Annotated in this window: 16 protein-coding genes and 1 tRNA gene; 5 read left to right on the top strand and 12 right to left on the bottom strand. The window is 64.0% G+C overall.

Annotation, left to right across the window (positions count from 1 at the left end):
- Positions 1–3: 3 nt before the first annotated feature.
- From ACVILI_RS07180 to ssuD, 9 genes are all read right to left on the bottom strand, one after another.
- Entirely contained in the window at positions 4–1,251 is a 1,248-nt protein-coding gene (locus ACVILI_RS07180) for an SfnB family sulfur acquisition oxidoreductase (protein WP_038651661.1), read from the bottom strand.
- 23 nt (positions 1,252–1,274) lie between these two features.
- Positions 1,275–2,081 (bottom strand): ABC transporter ATP-binding protein, encoded by an 807-nt coding sequence (locus ACVILI_RS07175; RefSeq protein ID WP_240565055.1) that lies wholly within the window; start codon positions 2,079–2,081, stop codon positions 1,275–1,277.
- A gap of 79 nt (positions 2,082–2,160) precedes the next feature.
- Positions 2,161–3,498 (bottom strand): ABC transporter substrate-binding protein, encoded by a 1,338-nt coding sequence (locus ACVILI_RS07170; RefSeq protein WP_038651655.1) that lies wholly within the window; start codon positions 3,496–3,498, stop codon positions 2,161–2,163.
- 85 nt (positions 3,499–3,583) lie between these two features.
- Entirely contained in the window at positions 3,584–4,624 is a 1,041-nt protein-coding gene (locus tag ACVILI_RS07165; RefSeq protein WP_457102363.1) for a branched-chain amino acid ABC transporter permease, read from the bottom strand.
- A gap of 2 nt (positions 4,625–4,626) precedes the next feature.
- A complete protein-coding gene (locus tag ACVILI_RS07160; RefSeq protein WP_064984417.1) occupies positions 4,627–5,526 on the bottom strand; it encodes a branched-chain amino acid ABC transporter permease in 900 nt (299 codons plus the stop codon).
- Complete coding sequence (locus tag ACVILI_RS07155; protein WP_038651645.1) at positions 5,523–6,449, bottom strand: ABC transporter ATP-binding protein; 927 nt, start codon at positions 6,447–6,449, stop codon at positions 5,523–5,525. Before ACVILI_RS07155 ends, ACVILI_RS07160 begins: the two co-directional genes overlap by 4 nt.
- A 123-nt stretch (positions 6,450–6,572) precedes the next feature.
- Positions 6,573–7,676 (bottom strand): dimethylsulfone monooxygenase SfnG, encoded by a 1,104-nt coding sequence (gene sfnG / locus ACVILI_RS07150; RefSeq protein ID WP_019862796.1) that lies wholly within the window; start codon positions 7,674–7,676, stop codon positions 6,573–6,575.
- 165 nt (positions 7,677–7,841) lie between these two features.
- Positions 7,842–9,302, bottom strand: a complete 1,461-nt coding sequence (locus ACVILI_RS07145; RefSeq protein ID WP_240565054.1) for an FAD/NAD(P)-binding protein — start codon at positions 9,300–9,302, stop codon at positions 7,842–7,844.
- The gene (ssuD, locus tag ACVILI_RS07140; protein ID WP_019862794.1) at positions 9,299–10,471 is read right to left on the bottom strand and encodes an FMNH2-dependent alkanesulfonate monooxygenase; all 1,173 of its coding nucleotides are present in this window, start codon (positions 10,469–10,471) and stop codon (positions 9,299–9,301) included. The genes ACVILI_RS07145 and ssuD overlap by 4 nt, the downstream gene beginning before the upstream one ends.
- 725 nt (positions 10,472–11,196) lie before the next feature.
- On the opposite strand from ssuD, the gene ACVILI_RS07135 reads away from it, so the two are divergent.
- A complete protein-coding gene (locus ACVILI_RS07135) occupies positions 11,197–11,448 on the top strand; it encodes a hypothetical protein (RefSeq protein WP_027047672.1) in 252 nt (83 codons plus the stop codon).
- Positions 11,449–11,944: 496 nt separating this feature from the next.
- On the opposite strand, the gene ACVILI_RS07130 is transcribed toward ACVILI_RS07135, so the two are convergent.
- Positions 11,945–12,020: transfer RNA gene (locus ACVILI_RS07130), tRNA-Ala, on the bottom strand.
- A 172-nt stretch (positions 12,021–12,192) separates the two neighbouring features.
- Positions 12,193–12,579, bottom strand: coding sequence for a TIGR02300 family protein (locus tag ACVILI_RS07125; RefSeq protein WP_027047671.1), 387 nt, complete (start codon positions 12,577–12,579; stop codon positions 12,193–12,195).
- 206 nt (positions 12,580–12,785) lie between these two features.
- Here ACVILI_RS07125 and aroA point away from each other — a divergent pair, with 206 nt between their 5' ends.
- From aroA to ACVILI_RS07105, 4 genes are all read left to right on the top strand, one after another.
- The gene (gene aroA, locus ACVILI_RS07120; RefSeq protein WP_038651639.1) at positions 12,786–14,144 is read left to right on the top strand and encodes a 3-phosphoshikimate 1-carboxyvinyltransferase; all 1,359 of its coding nucleotides are present in this window, start codon (positions 12,786–12,788) and stop codon (positions 14,142–14,144) included.
- 79 nt (positions 14,145–14,223) lie between these two features.
- On the top strand, positions 14,224–14,874 hold the full coding sequence (gene cmk / locus ACVILI_RS07115) for a (d)CMP kinase (protein WP_019862791.1): 651 nt from the start codon (positions 14,224–14,226) through the stop codon (positions 14,872–14,874).
- 209 nt (positions 14,875–15,083) lie between these two features.
- Positions 15,084–16,781, top strand: coding sequence for a 30S ribosomal protein S1 (gene rpsA, locus ACVILI_RS07110; protein ID WP_010913037.1), 1,698 nt, complete (start codon positions 15,084–15,086; stop codon positions 16,779–16,781).
- 134 nt (positions 16,782–16,915) lie between these two features.
- Positions 16,916–18,781 carry a hypothetical protein gene (locus ACVILI_RS07105; RefSeq protein ID WP_240565053.1) on the top strand — a complete coding sequence of 622 codons (1,866 nt, stop codon included), beginning with the start codon at positions 16,916–16,918 and terminating at the stop codon, positions 18,779–18,781.
- On the opposite strand, the gene ACVILI_RS07100 is transcribed toward ACVILI_RS07105, so the two are convergent.
- Positions 18,766–19,473 (bottom strand): SDR family NAD(P)-dependent oxidoreductase, encoded by a 708-nt coding sequence (locus ACVILI_RS07100; RefSeq protein WP_019862788.1) that lies wholly within the window; start codon positions 19,471–19,473, stop codon positions 18,766–18,768. The genes ACVILI_RS07105 and ACVILI_RS07100 overlap by 16 nt on opposite strands.
- Positions 19,474–19,659 lie beyond the last annotated feature (186 nt).

Below are 19,659 nucleotides of genomic sequence, written 5' to 3'. Positions count from 1 at the left end.
AAATCAGCTCCAGGCGTGCAGCGGCGGATTTTCGCCGTTTAGGAAATATTTGCCGAGGATCGAGTACTTCCAGCGTACCGGATCGTGCAGCGTGTGGGTGCGGGCATTGCGCCAATGCCTGTCGAGATTGTGCTCGGCCAGCGTCGAACGCGTGCCGGCCAGTTCGAACAGCGTGTTGGTGGCGGCGATGGCGATTTCGGTCGACAGTATCTTCGCCTCGGCAGTTACGATCTGCGCATGCGCCACCGTATCGGCGGTCGGCTCGGCCACCGCGCGGTCGATCGCCAGGCCGGCCTTTTCGAGCAGCGCCTGCGCGGCGTGCAGGCGCAGCGTCAGGTCGCCGACCGCCTGGATGGTGTAGGGATCGTCCCAGGCATTGTCGACGCCGCTGTCGATCCAGGCGCGGCTCTTCGTCCTGACGAAGTGAACCGTCTCGTCGATCGCCGCCTGGGCAATGCCGGTGTCGACCGCCACCTGGATGATCTGGAAGATGGCGCCGTCGGCGGTCGGTTTGTCGTAGCCCTTGTAGCCGGGCACCAGAAAAGTCTTCGGCACCTTGACATTGTCGATGATGACGGTGCCCGACAAGGTCGTGCGCTGGCCGAAGCTCGACCAGTCGTCGATGACCGTCAGGCCCGGCGCTCCGCGGTCGGCAATGGCATACCAGGCGCGGCCCTCGTCATCGAGCGCCACGATCGGCACCAGATGGGCAAGCAAAGCGCCGGAGGAATAGAATTTGCGGCCGTTGACGACGACATGGTCGCCGGCATCGGTGAAACGGGTCTCGAAATCGGCGGCGCGCTTGGAGCCGAACTCGGAAAAGGCGTTGCCGAACCGCGTGCCTTTCAGCGCCTCGGCAAACAGCAGCTTCTGCTGGTCCGCGTCGGAAACGGTGCGGATGGCGGCGACGACGCCGAGATGGTTCTGCGCGATCTGGCCGATCGAGGAATCCGCAGCCGAGATGATCTCGATCACCTTGGTCAACGTCGCGTAGGACACCTCCGGCCCGCCGAACGCCTTGGGTACGTTGATCGACCACAGGCCGCTCTGCGAGAAGGCGTCGAGTTCGGCGACCGGCCAGATCCGCTCGCGGTCGCGCTTCGAGGAGCCCTTGACGAATTCGGCGGCAAGCGCGTGGGCCACCGCAATCGCTTCGGCGTCATCCCGGATGATGTGGGCCGGCGCCGACGGCCTTGCAACGGGCGGCACGGCGGCGGAGGCGTGGTCTGTTTTGACGTTCGAGACGGTCATTTCACTGCTCCTTGAGATTTTGTTCAAGCGACGGCATGGAGATGGGCTGGTTTGGCAGCCGGCGAGGGCTGTTGGCCGGTGGTCGATTGACCGAGATAGAAGGCGCGCACGTCCTCGCGCTGGCGAAGATTGGCAGCCGCGCCGGTGAGAACGGAGACGCCGTTTTCGAGCACCGTGGCGTGGTCGGCATAGCGCAGCGCGACAGCGGAATTCTGCTCGGCGACCAGGATCGACAGGCCGGTTTCGCGGTTGAGTTTTCTGAGTGTCTGGAAGATGTCCTGGACGATGAGCGGGGCCAGCCCCATCGACGGCTCGTCGAGAACCAGCAGACGCGGCCGCGACATCAGCGCCCGGCCGATCGCCGCCATCTGCTGCTCGCCGCCGGAGGTCAGGCCGGACAGGGTCCGACGCTTCTCCTTGAGACGGGGAAAATAGCCGTAGATCCGCTCGAGATCCGCGTTGATCTCGGCACGGCGGCCGCTGCGGCCGATGCCGCCGGCGACCAGGTTTTCCTCGACGGTGAGGCTCTTGAAGCAGTGGCGGCCTTCCAGCACCGACACCAGCCCGGCGCGCACCAGATCGCCGGGCTTGTGGCGAGAGACATCGGCGCCGTCATAGCGGATGCTACCGGCATTGACCTGGCCGCGTTCCGCCGGCAGCAGGTTGGAGACGGTCTTCAGCGTCGTGGTCTTGCCGGCGCCGTTGGCGCCGAGCAGCGCCAGGATTTCGCCGCGCCGGATCTCGAAGCTGACGCCATGCAGCGCCGTGATGGCGTGGTTATAGGTGGCATGGATCGTGTCCACCGCAAGGATGACGTCATTGTCCGGCATGGGCTCTTCTTCCGCGGTTGGAGAACCGTAAGGAGCGGTGCGCCACGGAAAGCTGTCCGTGGCGCCCGGCATTGGCTGATCAGTTGGTGGTCACGGCGTTGGCATCATCGGCGGTGCGCAGCTTGATGCACTTCTCGGCGGCATAGGCTTCGGCGGATTTCTCGATGATTGGCCGCAGCAGCGCCCAGTCCGGCGCGATCCAGTCGGAGACGACGTTCCACTTCTTGCCGTCCCACTGCTGGAAGGTCACGTAGCCTTCGCCCTCGTGATTGTCCCAGCTGACATTGATGGAGTGGAACAGGTCCTTGGCGCCGAGCGCCTCGACCTTGGCCGGATCGAGCTTGAGATGTTCGAAGCCCCAGCGGACTTCATCGCCGGTCAGCGTGCGGTGGCCGAATTTCTCTTGCGCGACACGGATTGCCTCGACATTGAGGATGCCGTTGACGATGCCGAGATTGTGGTAGACCGAGCCGATGCGCGACTTGTCTTCAAGGTTGCCCTTGCTGGCGCCGTAGACAGTCTTCACGATCTCCTGCACCACCGGATAGGTGTTGCCGGAGGCCTGGGTGGTGATGGCGGTGTAGCCCTTGGCGGCGTCGCCGGCCGGGATGACGTCCTCTTCCGAATTCGACCAGACATTGCCGACAATATGGTCGACGGGGAAGCCGACCTTGACCGCCGTCTTCAGCGCCACCGGGTTCATCACGCCCCAGCCGCGCAGGACGACGAAGTCCGGCTTGGCGCGGCGGATGGTCAGCCATTGCGACTGCTGCTCATTGCCGGGATGCGGCACCTCGATCTGCTGCACGGTGAAGCCGTATTTCTGCGCCAGCAATTCATAGATCGGGATGGTCTCCTTGCCGTAGGGCGAGCCGTGATAGAGCACGACGATCTTCTTGCCCTTGAGCTTGTCGATGCCGCCTTCCTTGGCGGCGATGTAGTTCACGATGCCTGATGTCTCGCTGTAGGGATTGAGCAGCAGCGGGAAGACGTAAGGGAAAACGCGGCCGTCGGTGGAGTCGGTGCGGCCATGGTTGACGGTGATCAACGGCACCTTGTCGGCGGTGATGCGGTCGATCATGGCATAGGCGATGCCGACCGAAAGCGGGTTCCATGCGGCGGCACCCGCATGGCTCTTCTGCCGCTCATAGCATTCGACGCCACGCTCGACCTCGTACTGGGTCTCGCATTCGTCCCAGGTCAGCTTGACGCCGTTGACGCCGCCGTCGCGGATGTTGATGAGATTGAGATAGTCGATGAAGCCGCCGAAAAAGCCGGTGCCGCCGGCCGCGTAGGGACCGACGCGATAGCTCTGCAGCGGAAAGTATTGTTCGTCGGCGTGGGCGGCCGGCAAGGCCACCGACACGATCATCGCCGCGGACAGCGCCGCCGCCTTGATTGTGCTGAGGAAGGTCATGGTCGAGATACTCCCGGTATGGGCCGTCTTGGTTCGGCCTCTGGTTCATTTTCCGATTCAGTTCGATGCGGTTGCCCCGCAGGGCTCATGTCGACTGCCAGGCGAACAGGAGCCGTCTTCGGATCCTGTCCCACAGGGCCACCAGCCCGTCGGGTTCCAGGATCAGAAACAGGATGATGAGGGCGCCGAGCACGATGCGCTGGCTCATGTCGAGGACGCCCGAGTCGAAGACATCGCCGAGCAGGAAGCCGCCGAGGCGCGACAGGCCAAGCGGAAAGACGACGATCAGGGCGGCGCCGAAGAAAGCGCCACGGATCGAAGCGAGGCCGCCGATGATGATGATGAACAGGATCTGGAACGAGCGGTCGAGATCGAAGCCGTCCGGCTCGACGGTCCTGAGATAGGCGAAGGCCCAGATGACGCCGGCAACGCCGAAAATGAAGGAGGAGATGGCGAAGGCCAGCAGCTTGGTCTTCAGCACCGGAATGCCGATGATGCGGGCGGCGGTCTCGTTGTCGCGGATGGCAATGAAGTTGCGACCGGTCTGCGACGACACGAGCCGATAGGCGAGGAAGGTGAGGATGCTGACGATGGTCAGCGCAAAGAGATAGCGGCCGACGGCGCCATCCAGCGCAAGACCGCCGATAGACAGCCTCGGCGCGTCGATGACACCGGACGCCGAGTTGTTGGAGAACCAGCTGAACTTGGTCAGCGCCCATTGCACGAAGAACTGAGCGGCGAGCGTCGAGACGGCGAGATAGAACCCTTTCAGCCGTAGGCTCGGCAGGCCGAAGACGATGCCGATCGCGGCGGCGACGATGCCGGCGAGCACGATGCTGCCGATCAGCGGCAGGCCTTCAACACGCAGGTTGAAATTATAGGCGGCGAAGGCGCCCGCCGCCATGAAGGCGCCGCTGCCCAGCGAGACCTGGCCGGCATAGCCGGTGAGGATGTTCAGCCCGACGCCGGCAAGACCGAGCGCCAGGAACGGCAGCAGGATGGCCTCGAACAGATAGCTCGAACCGATCAACGGCACGACGCCATAGGCAAAGGCAAGCAGCAGCACGGGCGCGATCCATTTCGGCAGCACCGGTGCGGAGGTGAGATCGCTTGTGATCGCGGCCATGCTCAGACCCTTTCCACGAGCTTCTGGCCGAACAGGCCGGAGGGGCGAATGAGCAGGAAGACCAGCGCCACCACATAGGCGAACCAGCTCTCGATGCCGCCGCCGAAATAGTCGCCGATATAGACCTCGGCGAGTTTCTCGCTGGCGCCGATCAAGAGGCCGCCGACGATGGCGCCGAGAATGGAATCGAAGCCGCCAAGCACCAGCACCGGCAGCGCCTTGAGCACCACCAGCGACAGGGAGAATTGCACGCCGAGGCGGGCGCCCCAGAGCAGACCCGCGACCAGCGCGACCAGGCCGGCGGCGGCCCAGACGGTCGCCCAGATCAGCGGCAGCCTGAGGCCGACAGCCAGGGCGGCGAACTGGTCGTCGGCAACGGCGCGGAAGGAGAGCCCGATGCGGGTGTAGCGGAAGAACAGCGACAGCAGCAGAACCATGCCGGCGGCGACCACCGCCGCGAAGATGTCGAACTGGCTGATCAGCACGCCGCCGACTTCCAGCGGCACATCCTCGATGCCGAGGTCGAGGCCGTGGACCTGCGTGCCCCAGATCAGCTGGGCAGCGCCCTCGATGATGTAGGACAGGCCGAGCGTCGCCATGAACAGCGTGATCGGCGGCTTGTTGGTGAGTGGCCTGAGCACCGTGCGCTCGATGGCGATGCCGATCGCCACCATAATGGCGAAGGTGGCCACCAGCGCCAGCGCGAAGGGAACGCCGCGCTCGACCAGGCTGACGAAGGTGAGTGCCGCAAACAAGAGCAGCGCGCCTTGCGCGAAATTGAGCACGCCTGATGTCTTGTAGATCAGCACGAAGCCGATCGCGACCAGCGAGTACATGACGCCGGAGAGCAGGCCGCCGACGAGCACTTCGATGAAGAACTGGTAGTCGAAATCGGCGATCATATGCCTGCCCCGTCCTCATTGTCGGAGGCGACGCCGAGATAGGCATCGATGACGCGCTGGTCGTTCCTGACCTCGTCAGGCGTGGCATCGGCGATCTTGCGGCCGTAGTCGAGAACGGCGATGCGGTCGGACAGGCCCATGACGACGCCGACATCATGCTCGATCAGCACGACAGTGGTGGCGAAGCGGTCGCGCGCGGCGCGCACGAAACTTGCCATCTCGCTTTTCTCGCCGGCGGTCATGCCGGCCATCGGTTCGTCGAGCAGAAGCAGGCGCGGTTCAGCGACCAGCGCGCGGGCCAGTTCGACCCGCTTCTGCAGACCGTAAGGCAGCGTCCCGGCGAGACGATCGCGGACTGCGGTGAGATCGAGGAATTCGAGGATCTGGCCGGCGCGGCTCAGGGAGTCGCGCTGCTCGCCACGCGAGCGGCCGATGCCGAGCACCTGCCCGGCGAAATTGGAGCGAACCTTGTAGGCGAGGCCGGAGGCGACATTGTCGAGGACGCTGAGGCCCTTGAACAGGGCAAGGTTCTGAAACGTCCTGGCGACCCCGAGATGCGCCAGCCGCTGCGTCGGCACCTGACCATAGCGGATGCCATCGAGCAGGACATGGCCGCGATCCGGCCAGTAGACGCCGCTGATGACGTTGATCAGCGAACTCTTGCCGGCGCCGTTCGGGCCGATGATGGCGCGGATCTCTCCGGGGCGCACCGACAGGTCGATATCGGCCAGCGCGACGACGCCGCCGAACGACAGGCCGATGCCCTGCAGTGAAAGCAACGGAGCGGCGGCATCCGCGATCGACCCTGCCGGCACGATGCCAACGGCGGACGGCTGGGGCGTTGACGGCAGGCCGGGCGCAAAGACTTCCGGCGCGTAGACCGAGGCGTCCATCATTCCAAGGGCATAGCTGGCCAACGGCATTCCAATCGTCCTCGATTGCTTCAGCAGGCGCACGAACCCTCATCGCCGCCCGATCGATCGAGCGCGCTTGGGAACCTTCATTGGTGTGCAGGCCGGACTGATCGGCCTGCGTTTTGAAAAGGGTTATTCCGCTGCCAGCGATGCAGCCTGCTCGGCATTTTCCAGCTCGCGAACGAGCGGGATGACATGCTTGCCGAAATACTCGACCTCTTCCTGGAAGTGCAGGAAGCCGAGCAGGATGAGATCGGCGCCGGCGCGCTTGAGATCGACGATGCGCTCGGCGACCTGCCTTGGCGTGCCGATCAGGTTCGAACGGAAGCCGTCATTGTACTGGACCAGATCGTCGAAGGAGGATTTTGCCCAGTTGCCCTCGCCTTCCGGCGAGGCCTTGCCGGCATTCTTGACCTCGTGGCCGAAGGCGTTGACCGCTTCGGGGTTGGCCTTGGCGATGATTTCGGCGAGCACCGCCTTGGCCTCGTCCTCCGTCTCGCGGACGATGGCGAAGGCGTTGACGCCAACCTTGACCGAATGGTTGTTGGCCTTCGCCTTGGCCCTGATGTCATCCACCTGCTTGGAGATTTCGGCCGGCGTGTTGCCGTTGGTGAAGTACCAGTCCGAGACACGCGAGGCCATGTCGCGCGCGGCACGCGACGAGCCACCCTGGAAGATTTCCGGCAAAGGCTGTGGCGGCTTCGGCTTCAGTGAATATTCGTTGAAGCGGTAGAAATCGCCGCGGAAGGTGAAGCTGTCCTGCGTCCATATTCCACGCAAGGCGCGGATGAATTCCTCGGAGCGGCGGTAGCGCTCGTCATGGTCGAGCCAGTGCTCGCCGATGGCGTGGAACTCGCCGCGGAACCAGCCGGAGACGAGGTTGATGGCGACGCGGCCATTGGTCAGGTAGCTGATGGTGGCGAGCTGCTTTGCGGCCAGCGCCGGATTCCACGGCCCGGGCAGGATCGCCGCGATGACCTTCAGCGTCGTGGTGGCCGCCAGCAGATCATGGCTGAAGGCAACCGATTCATGCTGTTCGTCGGCGCCGTAGCCGGCGGTGAAACGGATCTGGCTCAGCGCATAGTCGAAGCCGGCCTTCTCCGCGATCTGCGCCAGCTTGCGGTTATATTCGGCCGAATGGTTGGTGCGCTGCTCGATGTTGGAAATCACCAGGCCGCCCGAAACATTCGGCACCCAGTAGGCGAACTTGACCGCGTCGGTTGCTGCGTGTGCCATGAACTGTCTCCCCTTCAGGCCGTGTCGTTGATCGGTCCGGCGTGGCCGGATCTCATCGATATTTATTATGTCTACTGATTATATATACAAAGTAGGATTTTCCGTTTTTGCCGGCCGCTTGGGACGGAAATACCAATTTTGCCCGGCCAGGCCGGCTTCAGCTTGTCAGCGCACGGTCGCAACGTCGCTGGCATTGGCGCCAACCGCCTGGACGGACGGAAACCCGTCGACCAGCCTTGCGATCTCGGTCGCGACCATCTGGGCATGGCGGGCGACCTCCGGCAGGCCCATGAGTTCGCCGAAGGTGCCCCGCGCCAGCGGACCGGCGACAAAGAGCCCGGCGACCGCCTCGCCATCCCGGCCGATGGCGCGGCTGTCGAGATTTGTCTCAATGCCGAGTCCGTAGGCGTCGACCCTGATCAACCCGGCCTCGGCCAGGGAGCGCAGCGCCGGATTGAGCTGAAGCGCCCGCCCATGGGCAGGCCCCGTCGTGTTGATGACGGCATCGAAGCGTGCGGTCTCGATCCTAGTCTGGCCGCGCCGCTGAAAGCTGACCGCGAGGTTCTCGCCCTCGTCGTTCGACGCGACAAGCCTGGCGGCGATGGTGTCGAACGTGCCGGCGGCCTTGCGGCGGTCGAGCACGGAAGCAATTTGCGGGGCGATCCTGAAGCGATGCACGTCCCAGAACACGCGCAGCCGGCGGACGAGCCTTGCACGTTCTGATGGAGCAAGCGCGGCCCACAGAACCGGCCCCTGCAGGCGCAACTGGTCGAAGACGGACTGCCACTTGACATTGGCCTCGCGCGCCGCCGCCAGCGTCACGCGGATTTTGCGAAGCAGACCGAGGGCCGATGTGGCCGGCGCCGATGCGAAATCGCCGAAGGGTTCGCCCCTGACATCAGGATGGCCGCGCGAGCGAAGTCCGCGGCGCGACAGCGCCAGGACGCGGCCGCGATGGCCGCGGCGGTCGAGCTCCGCGACCATGTCGGCCGAGGTCAGCCCGGAGCCGACGATCAGCACCGAAGCTTGCCGGTCGATCCTGGCAAGTGCCGACGCTGCGTAGGGATCGGCGACAAAACCCGGCGCTTCGGCAAGGGAAGCAAGCGCTGCCGGGATTGCGGGAGCAGGATGCGTGGCGGCGAGAACGACAATGTCGGCGATGACAGGTCCGGCGGACGTCTGCACAGCCCAGCCCGCGCCATTGGCTTCGCGTGTCACGCCTGTGGCGAGACAGCCGACATGACGGACCGCGCCTGAAGCCAGATAGGGCGCGAGGTGCTCGGCGACATAGCGGCCGAACACCCGCCGGCGCGGATAGGCGTCGCCATTCTTCCAGATCGCGTCCGCATCACGATCGAGTTCGCCGGAGCCGGCCAACCAGCGGGCGAAATGCTGCGGGTCGTCGGGAGCGATGCTCATTCTGACGGCCGGCACATTGACCCGGTGCGACGGCTCTTCGCTGGAATAGGCCAGGCCGCCGCCGAGCGTGGGGCGTGGCTCGATCACCGAGATCGACAGGCGCTCCGGCCGATGCGCCCGCGCCAGATGCCACGCCAGCGCCGCGCCGGAAAAGCCGCCGCCGATGATGGCGACGCGCAGTCGGCTGACCGGAGGCAGCGCGTTCACGAGGCGCTGGCGAGCGACTTCGGCCGATGGTCGCCGGCGATGGTCTCGCCGAACGGGCCGGTGTTGACGGATGCGCCGGCGGCTTTGACCGGATGATCGGTTGGCAATTTCGGCAGCACCAGTTCGCCAAAACGATAGGCTTCTTCCAGATGCGGGTAGCCGGACAGAATGAAGGTGTCGATGCCGAGGCGCCGGTACTCATCGATGCGCTCGGCGATGGTGTCGGGGTCGCCGACCAGGGCTGTCCCCGCGCCGCCGCGCACCAGGCCGACACCGGCCCACAGATTGGGGGCGATCTCGAGCTTGGCGCGATCGCCGCCATGCAGCGCGCTCATCCGCGCCTGGCCGACCGAATCCATGCGGGCAAAGACCTTCTGGGCCGAAGCAATGGTCGCGTCGTCGAGGCGGCTGATCAGCCGGTCGGCGGCGGCCCAGGCCTCCTCGGTGGTTTCGCGTGCGATGACATGCAGGCGAATGCCGAAGGAGAGTTTTCGGCCTGCCTTTTCGGCCAGGTCACGCACGGCGTCCAGCTTGCGCTCGACATCGGCGGGCGGTTCGCCCCAGGTCAGATATTTGTCGATCTCCTGCGCCGCCACTGTCGACCCGGCATCGGACGAGCCGCCAAAATAGAGCGGCGGATAGGGCGTCTGCACGGGCGGGAACAGCAGCCTGCCATCCTCGATGTGGAAATGCTTGCCCTTGTGCTCGACCGTCTCACCGCTCAGCACGCGCTTGTAGATCCGCAGGAATTCCTGCGTCACCTCGTAGCGCTCGGCATGCGACAGGAAAATGCCATCACCCTTGTTCTCAAGCGGATCGCCGCCAGTGACGACATTGATCAGCAGGCGGCCATTGGAGATGCGGTCGAGCGTCGCCGTCATACGCGCGGCGAGCGTCGGCGACTGCAAGCCGGGCCGCACGGCGACCAGGAAACGCAGCCGCTCGGTCAGCGGCACCAGCGCCGAGGCGATCACCCAGGAATCCTCGCACGACCGGCCGGTCGGCAGCAGCGCGCCGTAATAGCCCAGCGTGTCGGCGGCCTTCGCCACTTGCGTCAGGTAGGGCAGATCGACCGATCGGCCGCCCTCAGCGGTGCCGAGATAGCGGCTGTCGCCATGTGTCGGTAGAAACCAGAGGACCTTGATGCGGTCCGGAACGTCGCCGGTCATGGCCTGCCTCCCGCGAGCCGGTGGCGATGGCGGACTCTTCCTGGCGGGGTTGAGAGCGAGCGCAAAGAGGCGGGCATGGCGGAATCCTGTCCGGGAAACAGATCGTCCGCACTTTGCTTATTCTATAAACTCTGTAGAGTTAGTTTATTCCAAATCCGCGGTTAAAATTGGAAATTCCCTTCGATCGATCGAACCCGCGCCTGATCCTCGGCGGGCTCGCTGGCGTCAGGCCCTGGCGGATTGGAGAACCCTGCTTGGCGGCTTTCCGTTGCAGCGCATCGGGCGCCTGGAGGTGGCTCAAGCCGAGAAATGATGACTGGGAAAGTCACATGCATTCCGGACTTCGAAGGCATGCGGGCTAGGAGCAACCGAGAACTGCTGGAAGCCGACGTTCGATCGAGGTGAAGGCGCTATCGATTGCCCTCCGGACACGTGATCGGGCGTCCCGACAGTCGGAGGGGGCGGCGGCCGAAACTCGCGCTGGCGAGGTTCGCTCCGTCCCTTCCGACCCCTAGGTGCATATTAGCCACAGGTAATGTTAATCAGCTATCCGGTCTTGCAATCGTCGGCATAGGTGTCCCTTAATGGGTCACCGTGTCTGGCACCGTCATTGCACTGTCGGCAATGCCGGCGACATCTCTCACCCAGCAATCGGGGGGCAGATGGGGGGCCCCGCCGCTTCGCAAATGGAGCGGCGGGCTATCGACAACGGGGGGCGGGCAATCATGTATTTTCCGCAATTTTTGGTGGGGATGTTCACCACGTCGGCCGTAGTGGCGATCTGGGCCGAAATGGAAACCGGATCTGTCGGCAAAGCGCTCGTTTGGACCGTCCTCACGCTGATGATGCTGCAGGTTGGATATTTCCTGCTGGCATTTGGGCTTTTCTATAAGCGCTCGACGGAAAGCACCGATACAGAACCGGACACTGCTCATCAGCCCGTCCGTCGAGACGGTAGCGTCTCATCGGGCCGATGATGACCGACAAGCCGGCCGCAACCTACTGTGAGCATGACGCCGCCTACGGGCAATTCCAGGAAAAGTGTGAGCGGTTTTCCGTCTGGAATTGCGTCAAAACAAAGAGTTAGAGCGGTTCGCCGTTTCCATGAAACGGTGAAACGCTCTAAGGGCGAAGTGATGGAGTGGCCAGCGCCCCGTCAAGCCAAAGCTATTTGGCCGTCATCTGCTTGCGCGCCATCCCAAGGTCTGTCGAACGATCCCGACCATACACCGCGCTTGGTTGCCGCGCATTTGCACGACGAAGTGAAGCTTCCGTACCAAGAGCAGTCCTAAAGGCTTGCGGTGCTGGTGAAACTTGAGGCTCGGTCGCGGCTTTCCCGCTTTTTCCTGTCAGTCCGCCGCGCAAACTTGGTCTCCGGGTCGAAAAACGCTCCTGGCCGTGCCCCGGCAGGTTTCCGAATGGCAGCCGCGGACACGCAAACGGCAAATAACTTGAAAACATTGGGAGACTGTTTGGTGGAGCCAATCGGAATCGAACCGACGACCTCTTGAATGCCATTCAAGCGCTCTCCCAACTGAGCTATGGCCCCACTCCCGGCAGTCAGCCGGCGCCGTTTCCGGCGAAGAGATCAGCGCGGGTTGGAACACCGCGCCGTTAGTGCAGGCGGCTTCTAACCCCGCCTTTCTCAGATATCAAGCCTTGATGAGCGGCTTTTTGTTCACAGGCCGAGAAAGCCTGCAAACGCTTACGTTTCAGGCCTGTCAGACCTCGTCGTCGTCGTCGCCGACGCCGATCATGTCGGCAACGTCGTCGTCTTCTTCCTCTTCGTCGGCAAGGAAAGTGTCATCCTCATCGTCGCCGAGGTCGACGTCCTCGTCATCGCCGAGATCGGGCAGGTCGTCGCCCTTGACGTCGTCGTCGGCCTCTTCGAGCGAGACGACTTCAACGCCCTCTTCGTCCTCGGCGTCCACTTCCTTCTCGGCCACTTCCTCTTCCTCCTCGAGGGCGGCGATCTTGCCTTCCTCGAAATAGGAACGCGGATAGGTCTTGCCGGTGTAGGGCGAGACAATCGGGTCCTTGTTCAGGTCGTAGAATTTTCGACCCGTCTCGGGGTCGATACGCTTTGTGCCAAGTTCGGTTTTTGCCACGGCAAGCCTCGTCAATAAAAGAGTGGTCCCCTTAACCACTGTTTGCGGCGCTGTCAAAGCCAAAAGCCGGCGTCACAAAACCAAGTCCTGAAAGGCCTCGCGGCAAGTGACGACCATGGGGATGACCATTTCGCCTCGCCGTGATACGAGACCGCCGCAACAAATGAAAAGCGCCGGCACGCCGGCATTCCGTCCAGGGAAATTCCATGTCTCACGCCGCCGCTGCCAAGCCGGCCACCGCCCGCAAATCTCAAGCCCTTTCCGGCACCGCGCGCGTGCCGGGCGACAAGTCGATCTCGCATCGCTCCTTCATGTTCGGCGGCCTCGCTTCCGGCGAAACCCGCATCACCGGCCTGCTCGAGGGCGAGGATGTGATGCGCACGGGCGCGGCCATGAAGGCGATGGGCGCGCATATCGAGAAGCACGGCGCCGAATGGGTGATCCGCGGCACCGGCAACGGCGCGCTGCTGCAGCCGGAAGGCCCGCTCGACTTCGGCAATGCCGGCACCGGCTCGCGGCTGACCATGGGTCTCGTCGGCACCTATGACATGGAGACCACCTTCATCGGCGACGCCTCGCTGTCCGGTCGGCCGATGGGCCGCGTGCTGGAGCCGTTGCGCCAGATGGGCGTGCAGGTGTTGAAGGCGACGCCGGGCGACCGCATGCCGATCACGCTGCATGGCCCCAAGCACGCCGCCCCGATCACCTACCGCGTGCCGATGGCCTCGGCGCAGGTGAAATCGGCCGTGCTGCTCGCCGGCCTCAACACGCCGGGCATCACCACCGTCATCGAACCTGTCATGACGCGCGACCACACTGAAAAGATGCTCAAAGGCTTCGGCGCCAACCTGTCGGTCGAGACCGACGAACGCGGCGTGCGCCATATCTTCATCGAGGGTCAGGGCAAGCTGACCGGCCAGGCGATCGCCGTGCCCGGCGACCCGTCCTCTGCCGGCTTCCCGCTGGTCGCCGCGCTGATCGTGCCGGGCTCGGACATCGTGATCGAAAACGTGCTGATGAACCCGACCCGCACCGGTCTGCTGCTGACGCTGCAGGAAATGGGCGGCCAGATCGACATCTTGAACCCACGCAATGCCGGCGGCGAGGACGTCGCCGATCTGCGCGTGCGTTATTCCGAACTCAAGGGCGTCACCGTGCCGCCGGAGCGGGCACCGTCGATGATCGACGAGTACCCGGTGCTGGCTGTCGCCGCCAGCTTCGCCGAGGGCGAGACGCTGATGCAGGGGCTGGAAGAATTGCGCGTGAAGGAATCCGACCGGCTGTCGGCCGTCGCCAACGGGCTGAAGCTCAACGGCGTCGACTGCAACGAGGGCGAGGCGTCGCTTGCCGTGCGCGGCAGGCCGGGCGGCAAGGGCCTCGGCGGCCATCCCAACGGCCTGGATACGACGGTGCAGACACATCTCGACCACCGCATCGCCATGAGCTTTCTGGTCATGGGGCTGGCGACGGAAAAGCCTGTCACCATCGACGACCAGGCGATGATCGCGACGAGCTTTCCGGAGTTCATGGGACTGATGACGGGGCTCGGGGCGGAGATCGGGTGACGGTCGTGGCAACCAACAGCCGCGGCACTTTGGGAGGCGGCGAAGGATCTCGGCGCCCAACCCTTTCGTTGGCCAGCCAATGACTCACGTCTTCACCATTGCCATAGACGGCCCTGCCGGTGCAGGCAAAGGCACACTCGCCCGGCGTCTCGCCGACCACTACCGGCTGAACCTACTCGACACCGGCCTCACCTATCGGGCGGTCGCCTATGCATTGCTTCAGCATGCGCTGCCGCTCGACAATGTCTCGGCGGCCGAGACCGCGGCGCGCCAGGTCGATATGGCAAAGCTCGACCGGGCGGTGCTGTCGGCGCATGCCATCGGCGAGGCCGCCTCGAAAGTTGCGGTGTATCCGACGGTGCGGCGCATTCTCGTGGAAAAGCAGCGCGCCTTCGCCAGGACGCCGCCGGGCGCGGTGCTGGACGGGCGCGACATCGGCACGGTCGTGTGCCCTGATGCCGACATCAAACTCTATGTGACGGCGAGCGCGGAGGTACGCGCCAAGCGCCGGCTGGCAGAGATCGAAAGCATCGGCGGCACCGCCAATTTCGCCGAAATCCTCGCCGATATCATGCGCCGCGACGAGCGCGACATGGGCCGTGCCGACTCGCCCTTGAAGCCGGCCGCCGACGCGCACTTGCTAGATACCAGCGAAATGGCTATAGAAGCCGCGTTTCTCGCGGCCATGGCGATCGTTGACGACGTGCTGGCCAGGAGAAACAACGCCTGATCCGGGTTTTCTCCCGCGTTTCCGTTGCCGGAAGCGCAGAAAATACCCATATCGGGCACGAACCAGCCTGCCAGCATTCTTCATGCGCCGGAACTGCCGCTTAAAATGCGGCCCAGGGCTTTTTTAAGCCCGGAACGCCGGCAGGCCGACGCAACGCTAACCCACGGCGCCCGTCCCGCTCAGAGATGCGGGGCACTCCAGGAGAAACAATGTCAGCTGCAAATCCCACTCGCGACGATTTCGCGAGCCTGCTCGAAGAATCATTCACTACCGGCCATTCCGGCGAAGGTCAGGTCGTCAAGGGCACGATCACCGCGATCGAAAAGGACATGGCCATCATCGACGTCGGCCTCAAGGTCGAAGGCCGCGTGCCGCTGAAGGAATTCGGCGTCAAGGGCAAGGACACCACCCTCAAGGTCGGTGACACCGTCGAAGTCTATGTCGAGCGCATCGAGAACGCGCTTGGCGAAGCGATGCTTTCCCGCGAGAAGGCCCGCCGCGAAGAGAGCTGGGTCCGTCTCGAAGAGAAGTTCACCAAGGGTGAGCGCGTCGAAGGCGTCATCTTCAACCAGGTCAAGGGCGGCTTCACCGTCGACCTCGACGGCGCCGTGGCCTTCCTGCCGCGCAGCCAGGTCGATATCCGCCCGATCCGCGACGTCTCCCCGCTGATGCACAACCCGCAGCCCTTCGAGATCCTCAAGATGGATCGCCGCCGCGGCAACATCGTGGTGTCGCGCCGCACCGTGCTCGAGGAGAGCCGCGCCGAACAGCGTTCGGAAATCGTGCAGAACCTCGAAGAAGGCCAGGTTGTCGAAGGCGTCGTCAAGAACATCACCGACTACGGTGCGTTCGTCGACCTCGGCGGCATCGACGGCCTGCTGCATGTCACCGACATGGCCTGGCGCCGCGTCAATCATCCGACCGAAATCCTCAACATCGGTCAGACGGTCAAGGTGCAGATCATCCGCATCAACCAGGAAACCCACCGTATCTCGCTCGGCATGAAGCAGCTCGAGAGCGATCCGTGGTCCGAGATCGGCACCAAGTTCCCGATCGGCAAGAAGATCAAGGGCACCGTCACCAACATCACCGACTACGGCGCGTTCGTCGAGCTGGAGCCGGGCATCGAAGGTCTCATCCACGTTTCGGAAATGTCGTGGACCAAGAAGAACGTGCATCCCGGCAAGATCCTGTCGACGACCCAGGAAGTCGACGTGGTGGTGCTCGAGGTCGATCCGGCCAAGCGCCGCATCTCGCTCGGCCTCAAGCAGACGCTCGAGAACCCGTGGGAAGCCTTCGCGCGCAACCATCCGGTCGGCAGCCAGGTCGAGGGCGAGGTCAAGAACAAGACCGAGTTCGGCCTGTTCATCGGCCTGGAAGGCGACGTGGACGGCATGGTGCATCTCTCCGACCTCGACTGGACCCGTCCGGGCGAGCAGGTCATCGAAGAGTACAATCGCGGCGACATGGTCAAGGCGCAGGTGCTCGACGTCGACATCGAGAAGGAGCGCATCTCGCTCGGCATCAAGCAGCTGGCCCGCGACACGGTCGGCGAAGCGGCGACCTCGGGCGAACTGCGCAAGAACGCCGTGGTCACCTGTGAAGTCATCGGCGTCAAGGATGGCGGTCTGGAAGTGCGGCTGGTCGACAGCGGCATCGAGACCTTCATCAAGCGCTCCGATCTGAGCCGTGACCGCGACGAGCAGCGCCCAGAGCGCTTCACCGTCGGCCAGAAGGTCGATGCCCGCGTCATCGCCTTCGACAAGAAGACCCGCAAGCTGCAGGTCTCGATCAAGGCGCTGGAAATCGCCGAAGAGAAGGAGGCGGTCGCCCAGTACGGCTCGACCGACTCCGGCGCTTCGCTGGGCGATATCCTGGGTGCCGCGCTGAAGAAGCAGGGCAACTAAGGCGTCAGCCATCGACAGCACGCCTCGCGTGCGGCCTTACAAAAAAGACCCGCCGGAGCGATCCGGCGGGTCTTTTTCTTTACGAGAACATAAACTTCATCGCGTATTTGCCGGTGGTCCAACGGAATACTTCCATGAGCACTGGCGCCAATCGTGCCGCTGCGCAGCCTTCGGGGTTGCTGCGCCTTTACACCAGCTCGCCTGTCCTGTTCTGCTTTTGCGCGATGGCGATCCTGACGACCGCTCTGTGGTCTCTGGGCTTCCAGCTCAACAATGACGCGGACGATCTCCTCAAGCTGCACGAAATCCGTACTTTGCTTGAAACGGGCAATATCTTCGACCGCACGCTGCCCGGCATCGTCCAGCCAGAGCCCTATGTCTCACACTGGCCGTGGATCGTGGACTTGCCCTACGCCGCCTTCGCGCGCCTGTTGGCGCCGTTTGCCGGCTTCGAGCCGGCTCTGACGCTGGCAAGCTTTGCCGTCCCGCTGCTGCTGTTGGCGCCCGCGCTCTATTTCTACAATCGGCTGGTGACAGCCATCGGCTTTGCCTACCCGGCCGTTGCATTGCCGTTGGCTTTGATCTTTGCCGCGCGCAGCTTTTTCGAATTCGCCCCGGGACGGATCGACTATCACAATCTGCAAATCCTGCTTCTGCTGGCGGCGCTGGTTTTGATGATGTCGCAGAACCGCCTTTCGGCCTTCGTCAACGGGCTGCTGACGGCCCTGGCAATCGCCGTCAGCGCCGAATTCGCGCCGTTCTACGCCCTGGTGATGGCGGTCTATGCCTTCGACTGGATCTTCGACCGCGAGGGCGGCCAAAACAGGATCATCGGTTTCGGGCTGGCCTTGACCGCCGGTGCAATCGGCCTGTTCGCGGCGATCGTGCCGCCTTCTGCCTATGCCGCGGTCAGATGCGACACCTATTCGACGCCGCATGTCACGGCATTGGTCGCGGCCGGGCTCTCGTTCGCCTTCGGGCCCTTGCTTGCCGGCCGGCGTGTAGGGTGGCCGATGCGAACAGCAATCCTACTGGTGTTCGCGGCGGCCAGCGCGGCGGTGCTGGCGGGGTTGTTCCCGCAATGCCTGGCCAGCCCCTATGCCTCGATCGACGCCTATGTCCGCGACAACATGATCAACAGAATTCTCCAGGAATTGAGCCTGTTTCGGCGCCCTGATGTCGTCCTGTCGACGGGTTTTCTCAGCATGGCGCTGCTGTTTATCGGCGCGCTCGCGCCAGCCGTGATCTGCGCCAGGCCGGAAGGTCGAAGCCGGCCTGTCGTCATATTGGCGCTGTTCTCGCTGCTCTCGCTGGCGCTTGCGATCGGTTACATCCGCTACTACCGCTACCTGCCGATCTTCTCCGGCATCGGCCTCATCTTCGCCCTGGCGAGCCTCCTGCCGAGTGCGGGGCTGGGTCGCTATTTGAAATCTCCGGCGCCGGCGGCATCGCACAGATACGCATTGATCCTGCCCGGTCTGGTTTTGTCCGGAGCAATGGCGCTGTACCACCTGTCGGTAAAACCGGCGCAAGCGGCGGTTCCCGCCGCCGAACTCGCCGACGGCTGCTATTACAGCCCTTTTGAACCGGAACAGGGTTGGCCCTCTGGCGCCGTCGTTCTTTCTCCCCCGCTGATCGGCTCACGTTTCGTCGCCCTCGCCGAAGGTCCGAAGGTGGTGACGATCCCCAACCATCCATCGGCCAAGGGCATCGAGCGCAGCTATCGTTTCCTCGATCCGGCGACCGCCGACCCCCGCGCGATACTCGATGCGTCCAAGGCAACGCATGTCGCGATTTGCGCCTGGCGAGGCCCGCCATTGCCGGGACTGGAAGCCGCCTATCCATTCGCGGCGGGCCTGATTGAAGGCCGGCCGCCGGCATGGTTGCGGGAGTGCCCGACGAAAGCTTCATCGCCGCTGCGCATCTACAGCTATCGCAATGCCGATGGATCGGATGCCGCGTGCCCGACTTCGACGCTCGCCGCTCAGGCCCGGCCGTAGAGCGGCACCAGCGTTCCGCTCATCGCCTGGTTGGCCGGCGAGGCGAGATAGGCGATGGCTTCGGCCGCTGCTTCCAGGCTGACCCATTTGCTGAAATCGGCATCCGGCATGTCGGCGCGGTTTGCCGGCGTGTCGAGCGTCGACGGGGCCACGGCATTGACCAGGATGCCCTTGGCCTTGAGTTCTTCGGCCATCGCCACCGTCATGGCCGCGACCGCCGCCTTGCTGGCGGTGTAGGCGACCATGCCGGCGCCGCGCCTGGGGTCGAGCCCGGCGCGCGCGGTGACGTTGACGATGCGGCCTGATGTGCCCGACGCCAGCATCGATCGGATCGCCGCGCGGCTGCACAGGAAGGTGGTGCGGGCGTTGGTGTCCATCATCTCGGCAAAGGATGCCGATTCGATCTTTTCCACCGGCGCCATGGTGAAGCCGCCGGCGAGATGGATCGATCCCCACAAGGCAGGAACCTGGGCATAGAAGGCTTCGACCTTGGCGGAGTCCGACAGGTCGACATTGTGCGCCAGCTTGACGTTGTCGTGGGCGGTGAAAGGAAATTGCTGGGGTGCCGCGGCGTGTGCGTTCGGCACGTGGCAGATGGCGCCCTGTTCCAGCAGCCGGCCAACCACCGCACCGCCGAGAGCGCCGGTCCCACCGGTCACAACGATATGCCTGCCTTGAAGTGTTTCCGTCATCCTGGACCGCTCCTGTCGTGTTTTTATGATTGTGTCGCTTGTTGTGCCGCCCCGACGCGAAGCGTCGCGCCTTTCGGGCGATCACTCAATTGATATCTCGACATGGCAGCCGTCGCGTCTTTGCATGCGTCACAACGCATATTATGGCAATAGCGTCAGCCATGCGGCCGTTGCGGTACAACAGGC

Source organism: Mesorhizobium sp. USDA 4775 (assembly GCF_054062655.1).
Note: the sequence above shows the minus strand (reverse complement) of the source record. Positions and strands in the feature narration are given on the sequence as shown.

Excerpts from the sequence above, each read along its gene's own strand:
- ACVILI_RS07180 (WP_038651661.1), bottom strand. The coding sequence starts at position 1,251 with ATGACCGTCTCGAACGTCAAAACAGACCACGCCTCCGCCGCCGTGCCG.
- ACVILI_RS07175 (WP_240565055.1), bottom strand. The coding sequence starts at position 2,081 with ATGCCGGACAATGACGTCATCCTTGCGGTGGACACGATCCATGCCACC.
- ACVILI_RS07170 (WP_038651655.1), bottom strand. The coding sequence starts at position 3,498 with ATGACCTTCCTCAGCACAATCAAGGCGGCGGCGCTGTCCGCGGCGATG.
- ACVILI_RS07165 (WP_457102363.1), bottom strand. The coding sequence starts at position 4,624 with ATGGCCGCGATCACAAGCGATCTCACCTCCGCACCGGTGCTGCCGAAA.
- ACVILI_RS07160 (WP_064984417.1), bottom strand. The coding sequence starts at position 5,526 with ATGATCGCCGATTTCGACTACCAGTTCTTCATCGAAGTGCTCGTCGGC.
- ACVILI_RS07155 (WP_038651645.1), bottom strand. The coding sequence starts at position 6,449 with ATGCCGTTGGCCAGCTATGCCCTTGGAATGATGGACGCCTCGGTCTAC.
- sfnG (WP_019862796.1), bottom strand. The coding sequence starts at position 7,676 with ATGGCACACGCAGCAACCGACGCGGTCAAGTTCGCCTACTGGGTGCCG.
- ssuD (WP_019862794.1), bottom strand. The coding sequence starts at position 10,471 with ATGACCGGCGACGTTCCGGACCGCATCAAGGTCCTCTGGTTTCTACCG.
- ACVILI_RS07135 (WP_027047672.1), top strand. The coding sequence starts at position 11,197 with ATGTATTTTCCGCAATTTTTGGTGGGGATGTTCACCACGTCGGCCGTA.
- aroA (WP_038651639.1), top strand. The coding sequence starts at position 12,786 with ATGTCTCACGCCGCCGCTGCCAAGCCGGCCACCGCCCGCAAATCTCAA.
- cmk (WP_019862791.1), top strand. The coding sequence starts at position 14,224 with ATGACTCACGTCTTCACCATTGCCATAGACGGCCCTGCCGGTGCAGGC.
- rpsA (WP_010913037.1), top strand. The coding sequence starts at position 15,084 with ATGTCAGCTGCAAATCCCACTCGCGACGATTTCGCGAGCCTGCTCGAA.
- ACVILI_RS07105 (WP_240565053.1), top strand. The coding sequence starts at position 16,916 with ATGAGCACTGGCGCCAATCGTGCCGCTGCGCAGCCTTCGGGGTTGCTG.
- ACVILI_RS07100 (WP_019862788.1), bottom strand. The coding sequence starts at position 19,473 with ATGACGGAAACACTTCAAGGCAGGCATATCGTTGTGACCGGTGGGACC.